This is a genomic window from Rubrivirga sp., from assembly GCF_965213695.1.
Taxonomy (GTDB): domain Bacteria; phylum Bacteroidota; class Rhodothermia; order Rhodothermales; family Rubricoccaceae; genus Rubrivirga.
Map to the genome: position 1 here is coordinate 4194888 of NZ_OZ243912.1, position 24370 is coordinate 4219257.

General features: G+C 73.1%; 24 protein-coding genes. 10 read left to right on the forward strand and 14 right to left on the reverse strand.

What is annotated here, in order from left to right; all coding sequences use genetic code 11:
* Positions 1-170 precede the first annotated feature (170 nt).
* Positions 171-1304: an alanine racemase gene (locus tag ACOOHE_RS18465; RefSeq protein WP_420455566.1), complete on the reverse strand. Its 1134-nt coding sequence runs from the start codon at positions 1302-1304 to the stop codon at positions 171-173.
* Positions 1305-1489: 185 nt separating this feature from the next.
* Here ACOOHE_RS18465 and ACOOHE_RS18470 point away from each other — a divergent pair, with 185 nt between their 5' ends.
* Positions 1490-3226 carry an erythromycin esterase family protein gene (locus ACOOHE_RS18470; RefSeq protein ID WP_420455567.1) on the forward strand — a complete coding sequence of 579 codons (1737 nt, stop codon included), beginning with the start codon at positions 1490-1492 and terminating at the stop codon, positions 3224-3226.
* Positions 3227-3257: 31 nt separating this feature from the next.
* Here the strand turns inward: ACOOHE_RS18470 and ACOOHE_RS18475 are convergent, their stop codons facing one another.
* On the reverse strand, positions 3258-4100 hold the full coding sequence (locus ACOOHE_RS18475; protein WP_420455568.1) for a sigma-70 family RNA polymerase sigma factor: 843 nt from the start codon (positions 4098-4100) through the stop codon (positions 3258-3260).
* Positions 4101-4302: 202 nt separating this feature from the next.
* On the opposite strand from ACOOHE_RS18475, the gene folP reads away from it, so the two are divergent.
* From folP to ACOOHE_RS18495, 4 genes are all read left to right on the forward strand, one after another.
* Entirely contained in the window at positions 4303-5211 is a 909-nt protein-coding gene (folP, locus tag ACOOHE_RS18480; protein WP_420455569.1) for a dihydropteroate synthase, read from the forward strand.
* On the forward strand, positions 5208-6065 hold the full coding sequence (cdaA, locus tag ACOOHE_RS18485) for a diadenylate cyclase CdaA (protein ID WP_420455570.1): 858 nt from the start codon (positions 5208-5210) through the stop codon (positions 6063-6065). The genes folP and cdaA overlap by 4 nt, the downstream gene beginning before the upstream one ends.
* Before the next feature lie 78 nt (positions 6066-6143).
* Entirely contained in the window at positions 6144-6806 is a 663-nt protein-coding gene (locus tag ACOOHE_RS18490; RefSeq protein WP_420455571.1) for a protein-L-isoaspartate(D-aspartate) O-methyltransferase, read from the forward strand.
* 198 nt (positions 6807-7004) lie between these two features.
* Positions 7005-7997 carry a DUF368 domain-containing protein gene (locus ACOOHE_RS18495; RefSeq protein ID WP_420455572.1) on the forward strand — a complete coding sequence of 331 codons (993 nt, stop codon included), beginning with the start codon at positions 7005-7007 and terminating at the stop codon, positions 7995-7997.
* Between the two features lie 11 nt (positions 7998-8008).
* Here ACOOHE_RS18495 and ACOOHE_RS18500 read toward each other — a convergent pair whose 3' ends face one another.
* Genes ACOOHE_RS18500 through ACOOHE_RS18515 form a run of 4 tightly spaced genes read right to left on the reverse strand, consistent with a single transcriptional unit; the run spans position 8009 to position 9482 of the window.
* Entirely contained in the window at positions 8009-8281 is a 273-nt protein-coding gene (locus ACOOHE_RS18500; RefSeq protein WP_420455573.1) for a EutN/CcmL family microcompartment protein, read from the reverse strand.
* Entirely contained in the window at positions 8278-8598 is a 321-nt protein-coding gene (locus tag ACOOHE_RS18505; RefSeq protein ID WP_420455574.1) for a EutN/CcmL family microcompartment protein, read from the reverse strand. The genes ACOOHE_RS18500 and ACOOHE_RS18505 overlap by 4 nt, the downstream gene beginning before the upstream one ends.
* Positions 8599-8643: 45 nt before the next feature.
* The gene (locus ACOOHE_RS18510; RefSeq protein WP_420455575.1) at positions 8644-9084 is read right to left on the reverse strand and encodes a DUF6314 family protein; all 441 of its coding nucleotides are present in this window, start codon (positions 9082-9084) and stop codon (positions 8644-8646) included.
* Complete coding sequence (locus ACOOHE_RS18515; RefSeq protein ID WP_420455576.1) at positions 9081-9482, reverse strand: hotdog fold thioesterase; 402 nt, start codon at positions 9480-9482, stop codon at positions 9081-9083. Before ACOOHE_RS18515 ends, ACOOHE_RS18510 begins: the two co-directional genes overlap by 4 nt.
* Positions 9483-9543: 61 nt before the next feature.
* On the opposite strand from ACOOHE_RS18515, the gene ACOOHE_RS18520 reads away from it, so the two are divergent.
* On the forward strand, positions 9544-9882 hold the full coding sequence (locus tag ACOOHE_RS18520; protein ID WP_420455577.1) for a hypothetical protein: 339 nt from the start codon (positions 9544-9546) through the stop codon (positions 9880-9882).
* A gap of 65 nt (positions 9883-9947) precedes the next feature.
* The gene (locus ACOOHE_RS18525) at positions 9948-10610 is read left to right on the forward strand and encodes a cysteine hydrolase (protein WP_420455578.1); all 663 of its coding nucleotides are present in this window, start codon (positions 9948-9950) and stop codon (positions 10608-10610) included.
* A gap of 119 nt (positions 10611-10729) precedes the next feature.
* Here the strand turns inward: ACOOHE_RS18525 and ACOOHE_RS18530 are convergent, their stop codons facing one another.
* Both ACOOHE_RS18530 and ACOOHE_RS18535 read right to left on the reverse strand, forming a co-directional pair.
* Positions 10730-11599, reverse strand: coding sequence for a hypothetical protein (locus ACOOHE_RS18530; RefSeq protein ID WP_420455579.1), 870 nt, complete (start codon positions 11597-11599; stop codon positions 10730-10732).
* Positions 11600-11697: 98 nt separating this feature from the next.
* A complete protein-coding gene (locus ACOOHE_RS18535) occupies positions 11698-12867 on the reverse strand; it encodes a phosphopentomutase (protein ID WP_420455580.1) in 1170 nt (389 codons plus the stop codon).
* A 147-nt stretch (positions 12868-13014) separates the two neighbouring features.
* On the opposite strand from ACOOHE_RS18535, the gene tsaD reads away from it, so the two are divergent.
* Entirely contained in the window at positions 13015-14046 is a 1032-nt protein-coding gene (gene tsaD, locus ACOOHE_RS18540; RefSeq protein WP_420455581.1) for a tRNA (adenosine(37)-N6)-threonylcarbamoyltransferase complex transferase subunit TsaD, read from the forward strand.
* A 123-nt stretch (positions 14047-14169) separates the two neighbouring features.
* Here the strand turns inward: tsaD and ACOOHE_RS18545 are convergent, their stop codons facing one another.
* The 6 genes from ACOOHE_RS18545 to queC form a co-directional block, all read right to left on the reverse strand.
* On the reverse strand, positions 14170-15684 hold the full coding sequence (locus ACOOHE_RS18545; RefSeq protein WP_420455582.1) for a SulP family inorganic anion transporter: 1515 nt from the start codon (positions 15682-15684) through the stop codon (positions 14170-14172).
* Between the two features lie 292 nt (positions 15685-15976).
* Positions 15977-17308: a Fic family protein gene (locus ACOOHE_RS18550; RefSeq protein WP_420455583.1), complete on the reverse strand. Its 1332-nt coding sequence runs from the start codon at positions 17306-17308 to the stop codon at positions 15977-15979.
* Positions 17309-17386: 78 nt separating this feature from the next.
* The gene (locus ACOOHE_RS18555) at positions 17387-19894 is read right to left on the reverse strand and encodes a S9 family peptidase (RefSeq protein ID WP_420455584.1); all 2508 of its coding nucleotides are present in this window, start codon (positions 19892-19894) and stop codon (positions 17387-17389) included.
* 10 nt (positions 19895-19904) lie between these two features.
* Positions 19905-20624, reverse strand: a complete 720-nt coding sequence (locus ACOOHE_RS18560) for a DUF421 domain-containing protein (protein WP_420455585.1) — start codon at positions 20622-20624, stop codon at positions 19905-19907.
* 35 nt (positions 20625-20659) lie between these two features.
* The gene (locus ACOOHE_RS18565; RefSeq protein WP_420455586.1) at positions 20660-21409 is read right to left on the reverse strand and encodes a 7-carboxy-7-deazaguanine synthase QueE; all 750 of its coding nucleotides are present in this window, start codon (positions 21407-21409) and stop codon (positions 20660-20662) included.
* Between the two features lie 64 nt (positions 21410-21473).
* Positions 21474-22205 carry a 7-cyano-7-deazaguanine synthase QueC gene (gene queC / locus ACOOHE_RS18570; RefSeq protein ID WP_420455587.1) on the reverse strand — a complete coding sequence of 244 codons (732 nt, stop codon included), beginning with the start codon at positions 22203-22205 and terminating at the stop codon, positions 21474-21476.
* Positions 22206-22394: 189 nt separating this feature from the next.
* On the opposite strand from queC, the gene queF reads away from it, so the two are divergent.
* The gene (gene queF, locus ACOOHE_RS18575) at positions 22395-22925 is read left to right on the forward strand and encodes a preQ(1) synthase (RefSeq protein WP_420455588.1); all 531 of its coding nucleotides are present in this window, start codon (positions 22395-22397) and stop codon (positions 22923-22925) included.
* Between the two features lie 74 nt (positions 22926-22999).
* Positions 23000-24058: an endolytic transglycosylase MltG gene (mltG, locus tag ACOOHE_RS18580; RefSeq protein WP_420455589.1), complete on the forward strand. Its 1059-nt coding sequence runs from the start codon at positions 23000-23002 to the stop codon at positions 24056-24058.
* Positions 24059-24370 lie beyond the last annotated feature (312 nt).

Consider the following 24370-nt stretch of genomic DNA (forward strand, 5'->3'; position numbering starts at 1 on the left):
AGGCGGGAATCCAGAGAGGCTGAGCACTGTGCCGCACGAGCCCTGGATTCCCGCCTGCGCGGGAAGGACTCGTTTGGTTTGGCCGTCGATCGAAAACAGATCCGAGGACGTAGCGGCCCTGAGCCTGGAGTAGGGGCAGGGTGAGGGGAGTCCCGGCTCAGGCCCGGCGCCTAGACGGCCACCTCCTCGGCCGGCGGGCGGCGGTTGTAGCTCGACGCCATGACGGCCCCGTACGCCCCGGCCGTGTCGATCAGCACGACGTCGCCCTCTTGGGCGTGGGGGAACGGGCGGGCGTGGGCGAAGGCGTCGCCGGTCTCGCAGATGGGCCCGACGATCTCGGCCGGCCCCTCCACCGGCGCGTCCGGCCGCGACAGGTTCACGACGTCGTGGTGGGCCCCGTACAGCGCCGGGCGGACGAGCGAGTTCATCCCCGCGTCGAGCCCGACGTAGCGGACGTCGCCCTTCCGCTTGACCTGGGTCACGCGCGTCAGCAGGACGCCGGCCTCGGCGACGAGGTAGCGGCCGGGCTCGACCCAGACCTCGAACTCGGGCCGCTCGGCGCGGAACGCCGCGAGGGCTCGGCCCGCCGCCGCCAAGTCGAACGCGGGCGCGCCGCCGGTCGGCACGGGCAGCCCGCCGCCCACGTCGAGGACGGCCGCATCGGGGAAGTGGGCGTCGGCGTGGGCCGCCAGCGTCCGGGCCGTCTGGGCCCACGCCTCCGGCTCGTCGACGCCCGACCCGACGTGGGCGTGGAGCCCGACCACGCGGACGCCGAGCGCGCCGGCCCGCACGGCGAGCGGCCCGAGGTCGGCCCCCGCGACGCCGAACTTCGACGCGGTCCCGGCCGTCCGGACGTGGGCGTGGTGGCCCTTCCCCACGCCGGGGTCGACGCGGACGAACACGTCGTGGCCGCGCCACACCTCCGCCCAGACGTCGAGCGTCGCCGCGTTGTCGAGCGTCACGCGGACGCCGTCGGCCAGGGCCTGGGCCACCTCGGCGCGGGGCGCGAAGTTGGGCGTGTACAGGACCTCGGCGGGGTCGAGCGCCGGCAGCACTTGGCGGACGTGGGCGATCTCGAAGCCCGACACGCACTCGGGCCGTAACCCCTCTGCGGCGAGCGCGCGCACCACGTCGGCGTGGCCGTTGGCCTTGACGGCGTAGAGGTAGCGGTCGGCCGGGACGGCGGCCCGGAGCGCCCGCGCGCGGTCGCGGACGGTCGCCAAGTCGTAGACGTAGCGCGGCGTCTGGGCGTCGGCGAGGGCGAGGAGCGCGTCGCGGCGGGCGCGCCACCAGGGCGAGGGCATCGGGCGTCGGGCGGGGGGCCGCAAGCTCCGACGCCGCGCGGGTCGACGCCGGACAATTCGGACGCGCGAGAGCGGGCCGTCCGCCGGCCGTCCGCTGGCCGTCCGCCGGAATGGGCCGTCAGACGCTGTAACCTCCCGAGCCTGAGCTGCGTCCCCAGGGCGCTCGTTCGGCCTTCCCCTCCCCCATGCCCCTCCGTTCCTCTCTCCTCGCGGTGGCCGCCCTGGCCGCCTTGTTTCCCCTTCCCACCACAGCCCAGGACCGCGCGTCGGAGCCGCCGCCCGAGGTGGTCGACTGGATCCGCGCGCACGCCGTCCCGCTCGCCGGTGCCGACCCGGCCCTGCCCGACGACGACCTCGACGCGCTCGACGCGCTCTTGGGCGACGCCCAGGTGATCGGGCTCGGCGAGGGGACGCACGGGACGTCCGAGTTTTTCGCGTTCCGCGACCGCGTCGTCCGCTGGCTGGCGCGGCGCGGCGAGCTCGACGCCGTGCTGTGGGAGGCCGAGTTCGTCCAGAGCCTGGACCGCGAGCCGGCCCTCAACGACCCGTCCGTGCCCGTCGCCGAGGTCGGCCTGTTCAACAACGTCTGGGTGACGGACGAGAACGAGGCGCTGCTGGCCTTCGTCCGCGCCCACAACCAGTCGGCCGGGACGCCCGTCCGGTTCGTCGGCGTCGACGCGTTCGACCTCCCGCGGAGCGTCGTGGCCGCGCTCGACGCGGCGGGCCGGGTCGGGGGCGAGGCCACCGAGGCGGTCGCGGTCATGGCCGAGGCGTTCGGGACGGACCCCAGCCAGACCTGCGCCGACCCCCGCGCCTGCTGGCGGGCACTGTTCGGGATGAGCCCCGGGCGGGCCCGCCAGTTCGCCGAGGGCGCGGCCTGGCTCGCCGACGCGCTCGACGGCGAGCCGGACGAGTGGACCGGCGCGGTCGCCGCCCGGATCGCCGAGCGCAGCACCCGGCATCGTCTCCAGTTCGCCCTGATGGAGCTCCCGCTCCGGACCGACGCGCGGTCGCTGGCCGACCTCGAAGGCCACGTCTCCGCCGTCGCGGCGGGCGTCCGGCGCGCGGCCGACACGCTGTCTGCCGCACTCGGCACGCGCGACCCGGCGTGGTGGGCGGGCGTCGAGCCGGTCGTCACGGCGCTGCCGGGCGGGCTCGACGCCTACCGCGACTCGCTGAATCCGGCGGAGCGCTACGCCTGGGACGAGGCCGTCCGCGGCGTCCGCGCCCGCGTCGCGACCGGCCGCTACGGCGACGACGGCGCCCTGCTCGCCGCCGCCGACACGCTCGTGCTGCACCTCGACCTGCTCCACGAGTCGCTCCGGACGCCGCCGACCCACATGGACTTCGACAACGAGCGAGAGGTGGCCATCGGCCTGACGCTGCCGGCCGTGGCCCGCCGGCTCGGCCGGGGCGGGCGGATGGTGTTCGGCGCCCACAACGGCCACGTCGGCTACAACCCGTCGATCACGCTGGCGCGGAAGTCGTCCGGCGCGTTCGTCCGCGACGGGCTGGGCGACGACTACCTCGCCGTCGGGACGTTCTTCGGCGAGGGCTCCTTCCAGGCCTACGACACGCGGTCCCGGGCCGACGACTGGCCCGGCCCGCCGTACCGCGCGTTCACGCTCGGGCCGCCCGCGCCGGGCTCGTTCGAGGCCGCCCTGTGGGCGACGGGCCTCGACGCCTTCGCCCTCGACCTCCGCGAGCTCCCCGCGTCCGGCCCCGTCGCCGAGTGGTTCCGGACGCCCCGCCCGGCCCGCAACATCGGCAACTCGTACGACCCCGACCGGCCCGACGACTTCGTGGAGGAGACCGTCGTTGCCGACGGGTTCGACGCCGTCGTGTTCTTCCGCGAGACGACCCGGGCCATGCCGACGGCCGAAGCGCTGGCCCGGGGCTACCACGACCTCAGCCCGAAGTAGGCGTGGGCCTCGGCGGGGACCGCGCGGCTGGCTACCCGCTGATGTGGCTGCGGAGCTCGGCGCGGCGGCCCTTCTGGCGGAGCTTGCGGAGCGCCTTCTCCTTGATCTGGCGGACGCGCTCGCGCGTGAGCTCGTACTCCTGGCCGATCTCCTCCAGCGTCATCGGCGTCTCGCGGCCGATCCCGAAGTAGAGCCGGGTGATCTCGGCCTCGCGCGGGGCCAGCGTGGCGAGCGCCCGCTCGATGTCGCTCGTCACACTCTCGTCCAGCAGCGACTCGTCCGGCGGGACGTCGGCGGCGTCTTCGAGGACGTCCAAGAGGTTGTTGTCGTCCTCGTCGCCGAACGGCTCGTCGACCGAGAGCGAGCGGGCCTGGTGGCGGAGCGCGTCCTCGATCTTCTGGGGCGGTAGGTCGAGCTCGGCCGCCAACTCCTCGACGTTGGGCGGGCGCTTGTAGGTCTGGGCCAGCCGCGCCGACGCCTTGCGGATCTTCGAGATGGTCCCGATCCGGTTGAGCGGGAGCCGGACCGTCCGGGCCTGCTCGGCGAGCGCCTGGAGGATGGCCTGGCGGATCCACCAGACGGCGTACGAGATGAACTTGAACCCGCGCGTCTCGTCGAACCGGTTGGCCGCTTTGATGAGCCCGTAGTTCCCCTCGTTGATCAGGTCGCTTAAGGTGAGCCCCTGTCCCTGGTACTTTTTGGCCACCGAGACCACGAACCGGAGGTTGGCCCGGACCATCTGGTGCAGCGCGTCCTCGTCGCCCTCCTTGATCCGCTGGGCGAGCTCGACCTCCTGGTCGGCCGTCAACAGGGGGATCTGGCCGATCTCCTGGAGGTATTGGTCCAGCATCCGCTGGCTTCGGGGGACGTACATGGCGCGGCCAGGGGCGGCTGGGGAGGGCGAACGGGAGCTAGGCGCTGGGGTCGGGTGAGGCCGCAGAGGGGGGCGGCGGGACGTCGGGGGGCGCAGTGTACCGCGGCCCTCGGAAATGTGTACGAGGGATGAAGCCGCGCGGGTTCCGCATCCGGGGGCGGGGGGCCCCGCGTCGTAGCTTCGAGGCGCCCGATCTCGCCCCATGCCCCCCCTCGCCCCGCCCTCAACCGACTCGGCCCGCCGCGTGCTGGACTGTCGGGGCCGGGCCCTCCCGCTCGACCGGCCCCACGTGATGGGCGTCCTCAACGTCACGCCCGACTCGTTCTCGGACGGCGGGCGCTACGCGACGGTCGAGGCCGCCGTCGGCCGGGCCCGCGCCATGGCCGAGGCCGGCGCGACCCTCGTCGATGTCGGCGGCGAGTCGACGCGGCCCGGGGCGCTCCCGGTGGGGCTGGACGAGGAGCTGGCGCGCGTCGTGCCCGTGGTCGAGGCCGTCGCGCGCGAGGTCCCACACGTCCTGATCTCGGTCGACACCACCAAGGGGGCCGTCGCGCGCGAGGCGCTCCGGGCCGGAGCCCACCTCGTCAACGACGTGACGGGCCTGCGCGAGGGGCTCGGGACGGCCGCAGCGGCGGCCGAGTACGGCGCGCCGCTCGTGGTGATGCACGGGCTCCAGAAGACCGGCGGCTCGGCCCCGGCCGGCGCCTACGGCGATGTCGTGGACGACGTGGCCGCGTCGCTGGCGCGGTCGGTCGCCCGTGCCCACGCCGCTGGCGTCCGCGACGTGGTCGTCGACCCGGGGTTCGGGTTCGGGAAGACGGTCGCCCAGAACTTGCGGCTGATCGCCGAGGTGGGCCGGCTGGCGGAGCGGTGGCCCGTCCTGGTCGGCGTCTCGCGCAAGAGCACCGTCGGCGCCGTGCTGGGCGGAGACGGGCCGCCCGCGCCGGTCGGCGAGCGGCTGTCCGGGTCGCTCGGGCTGGCTGCGCTCGCCGTCGCCCGAGGCGCCTCCATCGTCCGGGCCCACGACGTCCGCGAGACGGCCGACGTGCTCCGGGTGGTCGGGGCGGCGCTCGCGGCGTCCGACGCGGCGGTCGCCGCCGACGGCCCATGACCGGGCTCGCGCTGCTGCTCCAGGAGGGCCTGCGGATCGGGTTCGTGCCGGTCCGCTGGCTGGACCTGGTCGACATCGGGGTCACGGCGTTCCTGGTCTACCAGGTGTACCGGCTGATCCGGGGGACGATCGCGGTCCAGGTGGCCGTGGCGCTCCTGGGCCTGTACGCCGTCAACGAGGTGGTCCGGGCGGTCGGCCTGACGACGCTGACGACGCTGTTCGGGGCCGTCGGCGACGTGTTCGTGCTGGCCGTCCTGATCCTGTTCGCGCCCGAGATCCGCCAGGCCCTGTTCCTGCTGGGCCGGAACCCCATCGTCCGGCGGCTGGTGACGCAGCCGCCGCGCCAGAAGATCACCGACGAGGTGATCGGGGCGATCCAGGAGATGAGCCGCGACCGCGTGGGCTCGCTCATCGCGTTCGCCCGGAGCACGGGCCTACGGAACTACATCGAGTCCGGAACCCAGATCTCGGCCGACGTCGAGCGCGACCTGTTGACGGCCATCTTCTTCCCCAACTCACCGCTCCACGACGGCGCCGTGATCGTCCAGGGCCAGAAGGTCGAGGCGGCCCGGTGCATCCTGCCGGTCTCCGACGCGCGCCACCTCGACCCCCACCTCGGCCTCCGCCACCGCGCCGCCGTCGGGCTGACGGAGCGGACCGACGCCTTCGTCATCGTGACGAGCGAGGAGACGGGCAAGATCTCGGTCGCCGAGAACGGCCGGCTCGACGTGGGCCTCTCGCTCGAGGAGGTCGAGACGCGCCTTCTCGACGCCTTTTCGCCCGACCGCCGCGAGTCGGCCCCCGGCGGGACACCCGAGGACCCGCCCCCGCCGCCGCCCGACGCGACCACCTGAGCGACGGGTGATGGGGAAAGGGTGATGGGCCCGTCACTCCTACCCCCATCGCCCGTCGCGCTTCACCCGCCCCGTCCCGTGCTCCTGACCGACCGCCAGGCCTCCGCCTTCCGCCGCCGCCTCGTCCGCGCCCTCCGCGACAAGGGGATCGCCGACGAGCGCGTGCTCGACGCCATCGGCCGCGTCCCGCGCCACCGGTTCATCCCGGACACGGGCCTCCACCGCCAGGCCTACGACGACGTGGCCCTGCCCATCGGCGAGGGCCAGACGATCTCGCAGCCGTTCACGGTCGCCCGGATGACGGAGCTCCTGGAGGTCCAGCCCGGCGACCGCGTGCTCGAAGTCGGGACGGGCAGCGGCTACCAGGCCGCCGTCCTGGCCGAGCTCGGCGCGAGAGTGTTCTCGGTCGAGCGCCACGCCGCGCTCTTGCAGAAGACGACGCCGGTCCTGAAGGCGCTCGGCCTGTCCATCCGTACCCGGGCGGGCGACGGGACCTACGGGTGGCCCGGCTACGCCCCCTTCGACGCCATCGTCGTGACGGCCGGCGGCCCCACCGTCCCGACCGAGCTCACCGACCAGCTCCGCGAGCCCGCCGAGGGCCGGCCCGACGCCCGCCTGCTCATCCCCGTCGGCCCGCCCGAGCGCCAGGCGCTCCACCGGATCACGCGGACCGGGGCGGACACGCTGGCCGACGAGACGTTCGACGGCGTCGTCTTCGTCCCGCTCGTCCGCGACCGCTAGCTCGCTGGCGCTCGCGGGAATGGGGAATTGGGGAATGGGGAAATGGCAGAGCGGACGGGGGCCGCACGCCGCGACGCGGCTGGCGACGGGGCGGGCCGAGGGCACGGCACGCCGTGCCCCTACGGCGGGGCCCCGGCGGAACCTTTTCAGCCGCGTTGTGGAACCCTCCACCCTTCACCCTCCACCCTCCACCCTCCGATGCCCCCCCTCCTCCGCCGCTTTCTCCAGGGTTTCCTCATGGGCGGCGCCGACATCATCCCCGGCGTCAGCGGCGGCACGATGGCGCTGATCGTCGGGATCTACAAGGACCTGATCGACGCCATCGGCGAGGCGTTCTCGGCCGTGCTGACGTTGGTGCGCGGGCGCGTCGGGACGGCATTCGGGATGGTGCGGGCGCTGAACTGGGCGCTGCTGCTGCCCGTCGTCGGGGGGATCTTCGTCGCCATCGGGATCGGGTCGCTGTTCGTGCCGGAGCTGCTCGTGGCGTACCCGGTCCAGTGCCGGGCCCTGTTCTTCGGGCTGGTGGCGGCGTCGCTCGTGATCCCGTGGCGCGAGCGGCGCGAGCACCACACGTGGCACGTCGCCGTGGCCGTCGTGGCGGCCATCGCGGCGTTCGTCCTGACCGGCCTGCCCCGCAGCGGCGACGCCGCCGACCCGTCGATGTGGCGCGTGGCGGGGACGGCGGCCGTCGCCATCAACGCGATGATCCTGCCCGGCGTGAGCGGCGCGTTCCTGCTCGAAGTGTTCGGCCTGTACCGGCCGACGCTGGAGGCGCTGCGGAGCCTCGACGTGGGCTACGTGGCCGCGTTCGCGGGCGGCGCCGGGGTCGGGCTGGGGCTGGCGGCGAAGGGGCTGAGCTGGCTCTTGGACCGCTACCACGACCTGACGATGACGGTGCTCGTGGGCCTGCTCGCCGGCTCGCTCCGGGCGCTGTGGCCCTGGGTGGGCACCGCCGAGCACGTCGGGTCCGACGGCGTGGTCGAGCGCGTGCCGGACCCGTCGGTCCTGCTCGGCCCGGGCGCCGACCCGGCGACGTTGTTGGGCGGCGGGGGCGTCGGCTGGGGGCCCGTGCTGGCGCTGGCGCTGCTCGGGTTCGGCGCCGTGACAGCCCTCGCCTGGGCCGGCCGGAAGCGGCTCGACCAAGGCGACGAGATCCTGGCCGACGAGCACGACGAGATCCACGCGGCGTAGCACCGGCGGCGTCAGCCCAGGCTCACCTGGTCGACGACGCCGACGATGGTGGCGTCGGTGGCCGTCAGGTCGTGGGCGTCGAGGAACGGGATCGCGGCCTCGGCCGAGGTCACGAACAGGACCGTGTCGCCCGGCCCGGCGTCGCACGTGTCGAGCGCCGTCGTCGGGCGGCCCGCGTCGGTCCCGTCGGCGCGGAGCGGCTGGACGAGGAGCATCCGGCGGGCTTGCAGCGACGGGTCCTTCTGGGTCGCCCAGATCGAGCCGATGACGCGGCCCAGCCTCACAGGACGAGGGGGTCGGTCGCCTCAGCAACCTCGGGCAACGCGGCCTCCTCCTCGACCACGTCGAGCCGGTCCACGATGGCCATGATGACGGCGTCGACGGCCTTCCCCTGGGTCACCGCCGTCTGACGGCCGGACGAGCCCTGGGCCACCAGCACCGTCTCGCCCACGCCCGCGCCGACCGCGTCGGCGGCGACCACGACCGTCGGCAGCGGCTCGCCGTCGAGGTCAACCTCGCGGACGATGAGGAACGTCATCCCGACGAGGCCGGGGTCCTTGCGCGTGGCCCAGACGGTGCCGATGACTTCGCCGAGGAGCATGGGAGCGGGGAGGGGTCGGAGAAGGTACGGGCCGCCCCCGCTGTCTCAAGGCGCCAAGCCTGGGCCGCCGTACCGCGTCACGACCCGGGCGGACTTGCGCGGCCCCGAGACCGTCCACGTCACCTCAAGGGCGTCGCCGACGATCCGGAGCCCCACCGCGTAGAGGTCGGCCCCGCAGGCGTGGGGCTCGCGGCCGGCCCACACACCGTCCGGCCCGAGGTCGAGGACGACCCGCGCGGGGGCTTCTTGGCGGAGGTGCTCGACGGCGAGTGCGGCGCCTTGGGCCCGCCACCGCGAGACGGCCCGCCAGCGCATCGGCCGAGCGCCGGCCGGCGTCCAGGTGCCCGCCTCGGCCAGCACGACGGCGCCTCCGTCGGTCGTCGCCGTCACGTCGCCCGCGCCCGAGCCGCCGTCCGCCCCGGACCGGACCTCGACGGCCGCGCGGCTGGCCGCGGCCAGCCGGACGAGCACGGCCGCCGCCGTCACCGGAGCGGGACGACGGCCAAGGTGCAGCGGCTGATGCAGACGAGGTGGCCCGCGTCGTCGCGGACCTCGACGCCCCACACCTGGCTCGTCTTGCCGACGTGGACCGGGGTGCCCGTCGCCGTCAGCCGGCCCTCGCGCATCGGGCGGAGGTGGTTCGCGTTGATCTCCTGGCCGAACGCCGTGAACCCGTCGGGCGCCGCGAGGTAGGCCCCGACGCTGGCGACCGTCTCAGCGAGGGCGACGGTCGCGCCGCCGTGGAGGTACCCGAGCGGCTGGTGGTGCCGCGGCTCGACCGGCATCGTCGCCACGCACCGCCCGGCCGTCCCCTCGACGATCTCGATGCCGAGCGTGTCGCCCAGGGTCTCGCGGGCGGGGAAGTCGGAGAGGCTCTTGGGCACGGGCGGGGCGGCGTAAGGGACGGGGCCGGCCCGTAGTCTACGGGCGTCCTCCACCGGCCCCATGTTCGACGCCTTGCGCGACTGGTTCTTCGGCTTGGGCGCCCAGTACGGCGTCGATCCGCTCGTTTTCGGGGCGATCTACGTCGGCGCGATCCCGCTGTTCTTCGCGTCGCTGGCGTGGCTCGGCCGGAACGTGAAGGCGAAGAAGAGCCCGGTCGTGCCAATCCTGGCGGCCGGCGCGTGCTTCGTCTCGGCCTACGTCTACCTCCTCATCGCCGGCGAGAACGTGCCGGCGTGGGTCTACGGGTTCGTCGCGCTGCTGGTGGCGTTCGGCGCGTGGAGCACCGTCCGGTCCGTCCGCAAGACGATCGCCGAGGCGAAGGCCGAGATGCCGGCGTAGCGTCGCAGTGGGCCCGACCGGCGTCGCGCGAGCGGGCCTACCTTCCCGCGAACGAGTCCAAGACCATGCTCACTGTCTCCGGCATCGACGTCCCGCGCACCGTGGAGGAGGCCGTGTGCCTCGACCGCGCGGCGCTCCTCGTCTACGACATGCAAGTCGGCATCCTGCGCCAGCTGGCCGGGGCCGACGCCGTCGTCGAGAAGGTGAGGGCCGTCCTCGACGCGGCCCGCGACGTCGGCCTGCGGACGTACTTCGTCCGTCACACGTCGCTCCCGAAGAACCTGATGGGCCGGTTCCAGATCCGGCAGGCCCTCGCGTGGCAGCGGACGGACGACCCCGACGAGATCACCCCCTGGTTCCCCCCCGACGCGGAGGGGACGCAGATCACGCCGGAGCTGGCGCCGCGCGCGACAGAGGCCGTGTTCGACAAGCTGTCTATGTCGGCCTTTGAGGGGACCCCGCTCGACTTCGCACTCCGCGACTGCGACGTCCGTACGCTCCTCGTCTGCGGCGTCGCGACCGAGATCGGGATCGAGCCGACCGTCCGGCACGCGGCCGACCTCGGGTACCTGCCCGTCGTGATCGAGGACGCCTGCGGCCCAGGCCACGCCGCGGCCGGCGCGCGGGCGCTGGAGAGCCTCCGGTTCATGGGCGACGCGCTGTTCACGACGGTGGCCGAGATCACCGGCCTGCTCCGCGACAAGGCGCCGGAGCCTCCGTCCGCGTAGTCCGGTCTGTGACGGGCGCCGGAGCGAATCGGTCCCACACGCCAGTCCCCCGGCTCACAAGCCGGCTCGTCCCGCCAGCGGCCGGCCGGGGCCGTCCCACGCCATGCCGAGAGGCCGGCCTAGCGCAACGGGACGTCGAGCGTCAGGCCGACGGTCGCGTCGGGGTCGAGGTAGAATCGGTCGCGGTCGAGCGGGACGCGGACCAGGAGCCCGGGCCGGATGCCGACGACCTCGACCGTGGCCCCGGCCACCACCGTCGCCGTTGTCTCGAAGGCCTCGAACCGCCGCCCCGTCAGGAACTGTCGGCCGACGACTCCACCCCGCAGCGCGACCGCGCGGACGTCGGCCTCGGCCTGGAGCCCGTACCCGACCACCACGTCCGTCGTGCCCGGGCCGTTCGCGTTCTCCGCGCCCGAGACGTCGGCGACGACCGCCGGCGTCAGCCGCCCGCGGAGGCGGACGGCCGGGCCGAGCGCCCGGGCGTACACGGCCGAGGCCGAGACCGTCAGGAGATCGGGGACGTACGCCTCGAACCGCTCGAAGTCGGCCCCGAGGCCGCCCTGCCAACCGAACCCCTCGGACTCCGCAACGTCGTTGAACAAGGGCACGCGGACGCCCGCGCCCAGCACCACGCTGCGGCCGACGCTCGCCTCGACGCCGACGTACGGGTTGCCAATCGCCGTGTCCGACTCGTCGAGGACGCCGCCGAGCCCGTTGGGGCCGGAGAAGCGGGTGTAGGCGAGGGGCACCTCGGCCCGCACGCCCCACCGCGCCCCGACCGGAACGCGACCGGAGAGCAGCAGCACCGACGACACCGCGTCGACGGTCCCGACGAGGTTGCCCTGGTCGTCGGTGGCCACGAGGTCGTCGTCGCCGACGGCGTAGAGGGCGTCGAGCGAGACGGACGGCCTGGCGGGGTGGGTCCGCCACTCGGGCTGGGCGGACGCGGCGGAGGCCGCGAGGACGAGGGCGAGCAGCGAGAGGCGCATCCGGGTCGGGGGGGGTGGAGGCTCGGTGCGGGTCTCTCCGGCGGCCGAGCGGCCCATCAACGCCGTCGGTTTCATTGGAATGCCCAGCACGAGCATCTTCACACGCCTCGGCTCATCCCGCCAGCGGTCGGCCCGGCCCACTCCATGCCGAAGTGCCTCGCGACGTCCGCAGCGTGGGCGGCGAACGTGTCGGCGGTGCCGAGGTCGCGGCCGGGCGTTCCGTCGAACCGGAGGACCGGGACCCGCTCGCGCGTGTGGTCGGAGCCCGGGTACGTCGGGTCGTTGCCGTGGTCGGCCGTCAGCGTGAGCACGGCGCCCGGAGGGAGCGCCGCTTCGAGGTCGGGGAGGGCGGCGTCGAACGCTTCGAGCGCGGCGGCGTAGCCGGGCGCGTCGTTGCGGTGGCCGTAGAGTTCGTCGAAGTCGACGAGGTTGGTCCAGACGAACGTCGGCTGGCCGGACGCCGCCGCCTCGCGGATCGCCGCCAACGTTTTCTGGATGCCGTCCGCGTTGCCGGCCGTCTTGATCTCCTCGCCCACGCCGGCCCCGCCGAACAGCGCCGCGATCTTGCCGACGCAGACCGTCCGCACGCCCGCGCCCTGGAGCCGGTCGAGCAGCGCCGGGCCGTGGGGCGCGAGCGAGTAGTCCTTCCGCTTCGCAGAGATCCGCTGGTACGCGCCGGGCTCGCCCTCGAACGGCCGCGCGATGACGCGCCCGACGGCGTGCTCGCCGACCATCACCTCCTTGCGGGCGACTCGGCACATCCGGTACAGCTCGTCGAGCGGGATCGTGTCGGTGTGCGCCGCGATCTGAAAAACGCTGTCGGCCGACGTGTAGACGATGGGCCGCCCCGTCCGCTGGTGCTCGTCGCCCAGCTCCGCGATCACCGTCGTCCCCGACGCGGGCGCGTTCGACAAGACGCCGTCGACGCCGGCGCGCTCGCAGAACGCGGCCACCACGTCGTCCGGGAAGCCGTCGGGATACGTCGGGAACGGCGTTTCGAGGACGAGCCCCGCCAGCGCCCAATGGCCCGTTGTGGAGTCCTTGCCCGCGGCCCGCTCCGTCAGGCGTCCCCACGAGGCGGCCGGCGCGTCGACCGCGTCGAGACCGTCGACGAGGTGGCCGAGCCCCCAGCGCGTCAGGTTCGGGAGGGCCGGCCGCTGCTGGCGGACGACGTGGCCGAGCGTGTCGGCGCCACGGTCGCCGTAGGCCTGGGCGTCCGGCGCGTCGCCGACGCCGGCCCCGTCGAGGATGATGGTGACGTAGAGCATGGAGGGATGCGGAATGCGGAATGCGGAAGGTGGGGGCTCGAGGGCAGACTCGCCAGGGCGCCCGCGGAAAGTCGCCCGAACTTGTCGCCGTAGACGGATCCTCCGCGCGACCCCGTCATCCCTCCATCCCGCACCCCTCCATCCCTCGTGCCCCTCCCCCCCATCCTCGCCATCGAGACGTCGTGCGACGACACCGCCGCGGCCGTCTGGGCGGACGACCGGCTGGCGTCGAGCGTGGTCGCCGGGCAGCGGGTCCACGAGCGGTTCGGCGGCGTCGTGCCCGAGCACGCCAGCCGGGCCCACGAGCGGTTGATCGTGCCGACGATCCGGGCCGCGCTCGACGAGGCCGGGGTCGAGATGGGCGACGTGGGCGCCGTCGCCGTGACGGTCGGGCCCGGACTGGCCGGCTCGCTCCTCGTTGGGCTGAGCGTGGCGAAGGGGCTGGCCCTCGGCGCGGGCGTCCCCCTCATCGGCGTCAACCACCTGGAGGGCCACGTCTACTCGGTGATGATCGAGGCGCCCCGGCCGCCGCTCCCCTTCCTGTGCCTGACCGTCTCCGGCGGCCACACGCTGCTGACGCTCGTCGAGGAGGGGTTCCGCCACCGCGAGCTGGGGCGGACGCGCGACGACGCGGCGGGCGAGGCGTTCGACAAGGTCGCCAAGCTGCTCGGGCTGCCCTACCCCGGCGGCCCGCACGTCGACCGGCTCGCGGCGGACGGCGACGCTGGGTTCCTCGACCTGCCCTCGCCCCGCCTGGGGCCGAAGGGCCGCCGCGGCGACGCGCTCTTCGACCTCTCGTTCTCGGGCATCAAGACGGCCGTCCGCTACTGGCTGGCGGATCTGGGCGCCGAGCGCGAGGCGACGGTCGAGCAGCACCGCGCCGACGTGGCGGCCTCGTTCCAGCGCGTCGTCGTCGAGTCGCTGGTCGAGGGCGTGCGCGAGGCCGTCGACCAGACCGGCGTGCGGGCTGTGGCCGTCGTGGGCGGGGTCTCGGCCAACCGCGGCCTGCGCGCGGCGATGGCCGAGGCGGGCGAGAGTGACGGGTTCGAGGTGTTCGTCCCCGACCCCGCGCACTCGGTCGACAACGCGGCCATGATCGCCGTCACGGCCGCCGCGAAGTGGGCCGCGGGCCACACCGCCGGGCTCGACGTGGGCATCGACCCGAGCCTGGCGCTGTAGAGGGTCGTCAGGGTTCGGGGACTGATGGCCCCATGCGAACGAACTCCGCCGGTCGGCGGGGGCGCGGTTTATCGAGATGCGGCGGCCTCTCGGGCGACGAACCCTAAACCCCGAACCCTGAACTCAGTGACCCGCCAGCGCCAGCGCGCCCGGCTTGTCGGAGACCGCGAGCCGGTCGACGAGCGACTGGCTCGCGTCGTTGAGGCCGATCACCTCGACCTCGACGCCGCGGCGGCGGAACCGGAGCACGGCCCGGTCGATGGCGTCGACGGCCGAGCCGTCCCAGACGTGCGCCTTCGACAGGTCGATCACCACGCGGTCGACGTCCTCCTGGAAGTCGAACGTGGCGAGGAAGCCCTGGACGGTCACGAAAAAGAGCGAGCCGGTCACGGCGTAGGTGTGCGTCCGGCCGAGCGGCCCGTGCGTCTCCTCGACCTCCATGAAGGCGTGGTCGGCCACCTGGCGGGCGAAGAACAGCGCGCTCAGGACGACGCCCGCGAGCACGCCGATCAACAGGTCGTGCGTGACCACGACGGCCGCGACGGTGACGAGCATCACGAACGACTCGGACTTAGGCGCCCGGGCCAGCGCTGGGATCGAGCCCCAGTCGAACGTGCCGACCGACACCATCACCATGACGGCGACGAGCGCACCCATCGGGATCAGGACCAGCCAGTCCGACAGGACCAGGATGAACAGCAGCAGGAACGCGCCGGCCGAGAACGTCGACAGCCGACCGCGCCCGCCCGACGACACGTTGATGACCGACTGGCCGATCATCGCGCAGCCCGCCATTCCGCCGAACATGCCGGAGATGACGTTCGCGATGCCCTGCCCACGCGCCTCGCGGTTCTTGTCGGAGTCCGTGTCCGTCCGCTCGTCCACGATCTGGGCCGTCAGCAGCGACTCGATGAGGCCGACGAGCGCGAGCGCGAACGAGACCGGGAGGATGATCGACAGCGTCTCCCAGGTCAGCGCGACCGCGGGCAGCGAGAGCAGCGGCATCACCGTCGGCAGCTCGCCCATGTCGCCGACCGTGTTGAGGCCGAACCCGCCCGCCAGCGTCAGGCTCACGGCCGTCAGCGCCACGATGGCGACGAGCGGCGACGGGATCGCGGTCGTGATGCGGGGGAGCCCGTAGATGATCGCCAGCCCGGCGGCCACGAAGGCGTACATCATCCAGCCCTGCCCCGCGAACTGCGGGAGCTGCGCCATGAAGATCAGGATCGCGAGCGCGTTCACGAACCCGACCATCACGGCCTTCGGGACGAACTTCATGGCCCGGCCGAGCTTGAAGGCGCCGAACGCGAACTGGATGACGCCCGTCAGGATCGTCGCGGCGAACAGGTACTCGAGCCCGTGGTCGCGCACGAGCGTGATCATCAGGAGCGCCATCGCGCCGGTGGCCGCCGAGATCATGCCCGGCCGGCCGCCGACGAACGACGTCGTGACGGCGATCACGAACGAGGCGTAGAGCCCGACCTTCGGGTCGACGCCGGCGATGATCGAGAAGGCGATGGCCTCGGGGATGAGGGCCAGGGCCACGACGACGCCCGCGAGCAGGTCGGCGCGGACGTTGCCGAACCACTCGTGGCGGAGCGTGGCGGGGTCGAGGGAGGCGGGCAGGCGGAGCGTCAAGCGGACTCAGGCGGTCGAAACAAAAAGGACCCGCGCCGCGAGGCGCGAGTCCTGAAGCGACGGCACCAACCGTGCCGCGTGCTCGAAAAATTACGGACTGTGCCCAGGTCCTGACGGCGTTTGGCCCGTCTTCTCCCGACCTCTGCGGCGGAAGCCCTTTCGGTTCACCGCGTCGCCACAGGCCGGCGGCGACGGGTCACGTGGCCTCGGCAGGTGTTTCCAGCGCCTCGGCCACGCCGTGCCCGCGATCCCGGCCGATCCGCTGGGGCCGCGTGGGGGCGGGCCGGGGTGGTCACGGCGCGTCGCGAACCCGCTCCGACAGGTCCGGCGGGACCCGGAACACGTACTTCCGCCCCGTCCGTCCCGCCGTCAAGAGCCCACGGTCGGCGAGCGCGAGCAGGTCGGTCCGGGCTGTCTGGTAGACGACCCCGTGGCTCGTCTGGTGCGACGCGAACGTGTAGACCGCGTCCGGGTGATGGAGCGCGTGACGTAGCAGGGCGATCTGCCGCGCATTCAGCCCCGCGTCGGGGTGGAGCACCGCCTTCGTCTCCTGGATCTCCTGCACCTTCCGGCGGATGTACGCCTGGACGCTATTCAGCGCCCGGTCGATCACGTCGAGGTGGAAGAGGAGAAAGTAGGTGAGGTCGTTCTCGTCGGTCTCGGTGTAGAGGTACGCCCGGGCATACTTCGCGTAGGCGTCGGTGAGAACGCTGGAGATCGACACGAACTCGAAGAGCCAGTATCCCTCTCGGAGCATGAACCAGTAGAACAGCGCCCGCGCCGTCCGCCCGTTGCCGTCCTCGAACGGGTGGACGTATCCGATCCAGAAGTGCAGCGCGATCGCCTTGATGACGGGGTGGACGTACGAGCCGTCCGCCCCATTAATGAACGCGCAGACCTGCTCGACGTACACCTCGACCTTGTCGTGGGATGGGGGCTTGTAGAGGCGGCGGTCACCGCTCCACACGCCGAAGCGGTCCTCGTCGTCGGGACCCCGGTACTGCCCCGGCTCGCCGGCGTCGGCCGCACGCTCCGTCAGGATCGCGTGGAGGTGTCGGATCAGGTCCGGACTCAGGTCCTCGTCGGTGAGCGTCTTGATCCTCTGCATCGCGCGGAAGTTGTTGAGGACCATCCGCTCCCCTTTCGTCGTCGGCTTCCGCCCCGCCCGGAGCATCTCTTTGGCTTCCCGTCGGGTCGTCGCGGCGCCTTCGAGGAGGCTCGACATGATCGACTCCTCGATCAGGGAGCTGACCACGTAGCGGTCCCGGTGCCCAGGGCTGACCGCCTGCTCGGCCATCAGGATCTGCCCGCTCGCGTCCCGGTCGATCCGCTGCAACCGCTCGGTGACGGGGTCCGGCGTCGCGTACCGGAGCGCCGCGCCCGTCGTGCCGACGAGCGGGAGGTCCCGGAGCAGAGGCTGCCGGGCGAACTTCGTCCCGAGCCACCACTCCTGGGGCGAGAGGTCAGCAGGCGGCGTCTGGTGACGGAGCTTGTCCCAGGGGAGATACTTCCCCCCCGGGGTGGGGTCGAAGGCGTGCTCGAAAACGACCTCCAGACGGCCGGCTCGCTGGGCGTCGCGGACGAGGAGAGGGAACGGGCGGGGCGGCTGTGGGGGGCGGATCACACGAGTGCTGTCCGTACTGTCAATAAACTACTACTACTAACAGTACGTCACGACACCCGCCTGAGCAGGGCAGGATGGCTACCTCCCGCCCGCCGTGTCCGCCGGAGCGCCGAGGTCGGCCGCCTCGCGCGGGCCAGCGCTCTTGACGTAGCGGTCGAGCCACTGGTCCTCCTCCCACAGCATGTGCAGCAGCGACTCGCGAGCGCGGTAGCCGTGGCTCTCGGCCGGAAGGAGGACCAGCCGCGCCGTTCCGCCGAGCCCCTTCAGCGCCCCGTAGAGCCGCTCGGACTGGAGCGTGAACGTGCCCGGGTTGTTGTCGGCGTCGCCGTGGATGAGCAGGATCGGCTCGTCGATCTTGTCCGCGTGCATGAACGGGCTCATGCCGACGTAGAGCATCGGGTCGTCCCAGAACGTCCGCTCCTCGCGCTGGAAGCCGAACGGCGTCAGCGTCCGGTTGTAGGCGCCCGACCGCGCGATCCCGGCACGGAACAGGTCCGAGTGCGCCAGCAGGTTGCCGACCATGAACGCCCCGTAGCTGTGCCCGCCGACGGCCACGCGGTCCGGGTCGACGACGCCGCGCGCGACACCCGCGTCGATGGCGGCCCGGGCGTTCATCACGAGTTGCTCGCGGAAGCTGTCGTTCGGCTCCACGTCGCCCTCGCCGACAACCGGGAACGAGGCGTCGTCCAAGACGGCGTAGCCCTGGGTCACGAACGGGACGGCGCCCCAGTAGCTGACGTACGTGAACTGGTACGGGCTGTCGGTCCGCTGGCCGGCCGCGTCGGCGCTCTTGAACTCGGTCGGGTAGGCCCAGACGAGCGTCGGGAGCGGGCCGTCGCGCTCGGCGTCGTAGCTGGGCGGGAGGTAGAGCGTGGCCGTGAGCGGGACGCCGTCGGCGCGGGCGTACTCGATGGTCTCCTTGTGGACGTCGGCCAGCTCGGGGTACGGGTGCGGGAAGCGCGTCAGCGTGCGGACGTCGCCGGTGGCCAGGTCGCGGGCGACGTAGTTCGGCGGGTCGGTGACGGTCTCGCGGCGCGTGAGCAGGACCGTGCCGGGCTCGCCCAGGAAGTCGACGGGGACCTCGTAGTAGGGGGCGTCGGAGCGGAAGAGCTCGGTGCTCTCGCCGGTCGCCAGGTCGAGGCGGCGGACGAACGGGCGGTTGCCCTCGGCCGAGGCGCCCTGGCCGCTCCAGAACGAGGCGTCGCCGTCGAGCACGAGCACGTCCTGGCCGGCGGCGTTCGGCGCGGTCATCGGCCGGCCGGGGTCGTCGTAGCGGTTCTCGAACGAGACCGTGAACAGCTCGCGCGTGGTGCGGTCGGTCGGATCCAAGACGTACGCCCGGCGCGTCCGGTCCTGCCAGTAGTACTCCTCGACGATGGCCGCGCGGTCGTCGCCCCAGGTGACGCCGGCGTAGCGCAGGGGCAGCGTCGCCAGCTCCGTGCCGACTCCGGTGAACGGGGCGTCGAGCGTCATCAGCCGGTCCCGCGTCTCGGCGGGGGCGCCCGCGTCGCCGCCGTCCTGGGCCTCGGCCCAAACGAGCGTGGCCGGCGCGTCGGCCCGCCACTCGTGGGAGCGGGGGCCCGTCGGGACCGACCCGAACGCGATGGGCACGCGCTCGGCGAGCGGCGCGTCGTGGACCGTCGCCACCCGGTCGCCCGTCGCCAGGTCCCACACGTCGACGCGGGCGGGGAATCGGTACCACGGGACGAGGTACGAGTACGGCCGGTGCCGCGTCTCGGTGAGCAAGAACCGCCCGTCCGGCGACGGCTCGAACGACGTGACCACGCCGGCCCCCCCGACGCCGCGCGCGTGCTCGGTGTGTGCGAGCGGGACGACGACGAGCGCGCCCGTCATGTAGTGGTCGAACAGGGCCTCGTCGCGCGGGCTCTCCAACAAGTCCTGGTACGTCCGCGCCGGGGCCGCCTCGCCCGTCGACTCCTGGACGACGGGGCCGGTCGGGACGAGCTCCTCGGCCGGCGCGTCGCCCCGGTCGGTCGGGACGATCCGGACGACGAGCGCGTCGGACGACGGGAGCCAGGCGACCGAAGCGCCCGGCGCGGCGTCGTTGACGGCGTTGCCGAGCGCGAGCTTGGCTCGGGCCGTCGCCACGTCGACCGTCCACAGCTCGACGCGGTCCTCGCGGTCCACGAGCACGGCCATCGCCGAGCCGTCGGGGCTCCACGATGGGCTCCTCAAGCGGGCGCCGGCGGGGAAGCCGGTCACGGCCCGCTCGTCGCCGCCCGTGACAGACCGGAGCGTGACGCCGGTGTAGCCGCTCGCCCGGCTCGGCCCCGTCGTGCGCGGGTTGATGCGGACACCCGCGAGCCCCAGCTCGGGCTCGGCCAGCTCGGCGACGGGCGGGGCGCTCGGCTGCGCCAGCAGCGCCATCGTCGCGCCGCCGGGCGCCAGCGACACGGCCGGCGTCCGCGGCGCGTCGACCAAGGACGCCAGCGCGGCGTCGGGCGTCTGGTACGCGAGCGGGTCGTCCTGCGCGAGCGCGGGCGCGACGACGAGGAGGGCGGCGAGGAGCGGGGCGAGGCGCATCGGGTCGGGCGGCGTGGTCCCGAAGTATAGGGCGGCCGGCACCCGCCTCCGCTCAGTCGTCGGGCGTGCGGACGGCGTCGGCCCAGCTGTCCCCACCGCACGTGGGACACGCGGGGAGCGCGTCGCCGGCCTGGACCCAGCGGACCTCGCCGCACCGATCGCACCCGAGCGCGCCGTCGGCGCCAGCGCGGTCGCCGGCGCCGACGCGGTCGGGCGTCTCGACGTCCCACGGCGGCATCGTCCGGAGCCCCGGCCGGTGGTCGTCGGGGTCGAGCCGGTCGAGGCTGAGCACCCCCTTCTGCTCCATCCACACGCCCCCGACCTCGCCGAGGTGGCGGACGCCCTCGACCCGGAGCAGGCTGAACAACATCTCGCGGTTGAGCTCGGCCTGGTCCATCTCGTCGGGCACCATCCGCCCGTCCGAGACGAGCGTCAACGGCCGCCCCTCGACCACGCGCTCGACCGTCTCGGAGCGGTTGAGGAGCTCGGTGATCCCCCGGTTCATCGCCACCACGACCGTCACCACGACCATCCCGTGCAACAGCGGGACGTCGGGGTAGAACATCGGGTCGCCGACGGCCGAGCCCAGCGCGATGATGAGCAGGAACTCGACGAGCGAGAGCTGGCCGATGGCCCGGCGGCTGACCAGGCGGACGGCGCCGAGCGCGTAGAGGTACATGACCGCCGTGCGGACGGCGATCTCGGCGGCGAACCACAGGGGCACGTCGCCCACGACCATCCGGTGGAGGTCGAACGGGGTGATGTCGGACATGGGGGCGGGGGGAAGAGCCCCAAGGCTACGCCCGCTCAGTCCACGCCGAGCGCCTTGTGGGTCTGGACGGAGACCCGCCACCTCGGGTCGTCGAAGCACAGGTCGAGCGCCAACCGCGTCGCTTGCGCCAGCCGGGGCCCGTCCTCGGGCTGGAGCCACAGGTAGCGCCGCCCGTCGGGCTGCGGGCGGACGCGGGCCGCCAGCTCGCGGAACGCTTGGGGCCGGTAGTCGGGGACGACCAGCTTGAGCTCGTCGCACGCCTCGAGCGGCAGCCGGTCCTCGGTCAGCTTGGGGCTGCACACGACCCAGTCCGGTCGGGGCCCGTCGCCGAAGGCGTCGGCCAGCGTCTGCGTCCCGTTCGTCTCGACGGCGACGGTGAAGCCCTGGGCGTGGAGCGCGGCGACGAGCGCGGCATCCGCCTGCAAGAGCGGCTCGCCGCCGGTCAGCACGCAGAACCGGACGGCTCCGCCGGTCTCGGCCGCCGCCCGCGCGAGGTCGCTCGCCGAGAGCTTGACGGCGCCGGCCGGCGTGAAGTCGGTGTCGCACCACATCGGACAGCTCGCCTGAGAGCGCGCCGCGTCGCGCGCGCGGTCGGCGTCGAACCCGCTCCACAGGTTGCACCCCGCCAGCCGGACGAACACGGCCGGACGCCCGGCGTGCGCGCCCTCGCCCTGGACCGTCCGCCAGAGCGCTTTGACGGCGTAGCGCCGCGCGCCGGCCGGCGACGCCGCCAGCCGGTCGGCCAGCCCGGCTTCGGTCTCGTCGGTGGGGAGCAGGGGGACCATGTCGGAAGAAAACGACCCCGAGAGACTGGTCGGGTGCCGAGCGAGGAACGGCCCGATTCTTCAGCTAGGCGGCCGAGGCGTCGTCCGGGATCCAGCCCTTCGCGACGGCCTCGGCATAGCCCTTGGCGCGGAGTACGCTGGCGGGGTTGTCGAGCCGGCCGTAGCCCCAGGCGTGGCGCTCGGTCCGGTCGCCGTGGTAGTCGGTGTGGCTGTGCTCGCGGACGGTCTCCAGCACGTCGAGCCCGCGGACGGTCCCGAGGTCGGCGGCCAGCCTCCACGTCTCGGCCTTCGTCAGCGACATGAGCGGCGTCCAGATGCGGAGGTCTGTGTCGAGCGCGAGCGACAGCGTCTGAGCCTGGCTCTCGACGAAGTCGAGCCGGCAGTCGGGGTAGCCCGAGTAATCGGTCTGGCACATCCCGCCGACCAGGTCGGAAAAGCCGCGCGTGAAGCCGAACGACGCGGCGGCGGTCAGAAAGAGCGCGTTCCGGCCGGGCACGAACGACGCGGGGAGGTCCGGGGCGAGACTGTGCGCCGCGTTCGTGTCGGCGGCCTCGTCCGCCAGCAGGGCGGAGCCCGACAGCAGACCGCTCAGATCGAGGACGGTGAGCGGGACGCCGGCCGCTTGGGCGATGGTTTGGGCCTGCTCGATCTCGACGGCGTGGCGCTGGCCGTACCGGAAGGCGACGGCCTCGACCCGGTCGAACGCGCCGTGGTCGGGCGAGAGGGCCCAGAACAGGCACGTCGTCGAGTCCTGGCCGCCGGAGAACAGGACGAGGGCGTCTGAGGAATCAGGCATCGGGAGTCAGGAATCGGGGGCTCGGAGCCGGGTCTGTACCGTCGAGTTCAGCTGTGGACCCACAAGGTCCGATTCCCGATTCCTCATTCCTGATTCCTCTCTCCTCATTTCCCCATTCCCTCTTCTTCGCCGCGCACCGGGGCTTCGGTGGGGCCGTTGCTATCCTCGTCCCGTCCCCCCGACCTCCGCATGGCCGACACGCCGACCGCGGCCGACCGCCTCGACGCCTTCCACCAGCGCGCCCTCGACCACACGAAGGCGTCGCTGGCGCACATGGCGACCTACGGGATCGAGCCCGAGGGCCGCGTCGCCCTGTTCCTCCCGCCCGAGGCCCGCCAGCAGGAGATCCACCGGATGCCGTACGCCCACGCCGCGCGGCAGGTGGTCCGCTACACGACCGAGCCCGGCGAGTTCACGGCGCTGTGCCCGTTCTCGGGCCTGCCCGACTCGGGGACGGTCGAGATCGAGTACGTCCCGGGCTCGTGGCTGCTGGAGCTCAAGAGCCTGAAGTACTACCTCATGAGCTGGCGCCACATCGGCGCGGCCCAGGAGGACATCACGGCGCTCCTGTTCGAGGACCTCATGCGCCACCTCGACGACCCGCACCGGCTCGTCGTGACCACCGACTACACCGTCCGGGGCGGGATCCACACCGTCTGCGCCGTCGACAGCCGCGACCAGGGAATGGGCGAGGTCGGATCGGGTGATCGGGGGAAGTAGGGGCCCCGCGCAGCGCCTCCATCGCGGGCGAGTGGCTCTGCCCCCTCGCCCGATCTGACATCGCCTGATCTGACATGAAAAAGCTCCTCCTGCTCCTGGTTGTCCTCGGCCTCATCGCCGCGGGCGCTGTCGCGTGGCTCGCGTTCCTCCCGAACGTGGGCGGCGACGAGCGCCACAGCGTCCGCCTGCCGGAGGGGACCGGGTTCGAGGCCGCGCTCGACTCGCTCGGGGCCGCCGGCGCCCTCGGCAACCGGGCCTCGATGACCGCGTTCGGCCGGCTCACCGGGTGGGCCGACCAGGTCAAGACGGGCCACTACTACATCGAGCCTGGGATGAGCAACTGGGCCGTGCTCGACAAGATCCGCAAGGGGCTCCAGGACCCGATCCGGATCACGATCCCGCCGGGCTCGCGGCCCGAGAGGACCGCTCGGGTCCTCCGCAACCAGCTCGGGACCGACTCGACCGCGGTCGCCCGGCTCCTGCGCGACCCCGCCTTCGCCGAGTCGCTCGGGACCGACGTGGCCCACCTCCACGGGCAGATGCTGGCCGAGACGTTCGACATGTACTGGACCGACGACGCCGAGACGGCGCTCCGACGCATCCACGAGCGCTACGACCGGTTCTGGACCGACGAGCGGAAGGCCCAGGCCCAGGCCCTCGGCCTGACGCCCGACGAGGCGGTCACGCTCGCGTCGATCGTCGAGTGGGAGGCCCGCAAGCCGGAGGAGCGGCGTCGGATCGCCGGCGTCTACGTCAACCGCCTGTTGGGGCGGACGTCGTCGGGGCGGATGCGGCTCCAGGCCGACCCGACGGTCCAGTTCGCGCTGATGGAGGAGGGCGGCGAGCCCCGGATGCGGCGGCTCCTGTTCGTCGACTACCGGTTCCCGAGCGCCTACAACACCTACCTCATCGACGGCTTGCCGCCCGGCCCGATCACGAACCCGTCCGACGGGACCATCGAGGCCGTGCTCGAGAACGAGGCCCACGACTTCCTCTACTTCGTCGCCGACGGGACGGGCGGCCACGACTTTAGCCGGACCGTCGCCGAGCACAACGCGAAGGCCCGCCGCTGGAGCCAGTACATGCAGGAGCAGACGCGCATCCGCCGCCAGCGCGAGGCGGCGGGCCAGTGAGTCAGAGGCTGTTTGGGATCTATCCAAAGCGGCCTACGACGTCCCCTCTCCCTCTGGGAGAGGCCCGGTGAGGGGCCGGAGGTGCGGCAACGGCTCCACTGCTCGTCCCGACCGCCCCCCTCACCCTCACCCTCTCCCCCCAAGGGGTGGAGAGGGGACCTGATCTCCTCGTCCCAAACAGCCTCTCAGTCGTCAGTGATCAGTGCGTCCGTCGGGCCCACGAGCGCCGGCCCGTTTCACGCCAGTGGCGGGACGCCGCCAGCGCCGCGGCTTCAGCCGAGCACAGGACCGACCGACACACTGACCACTGAC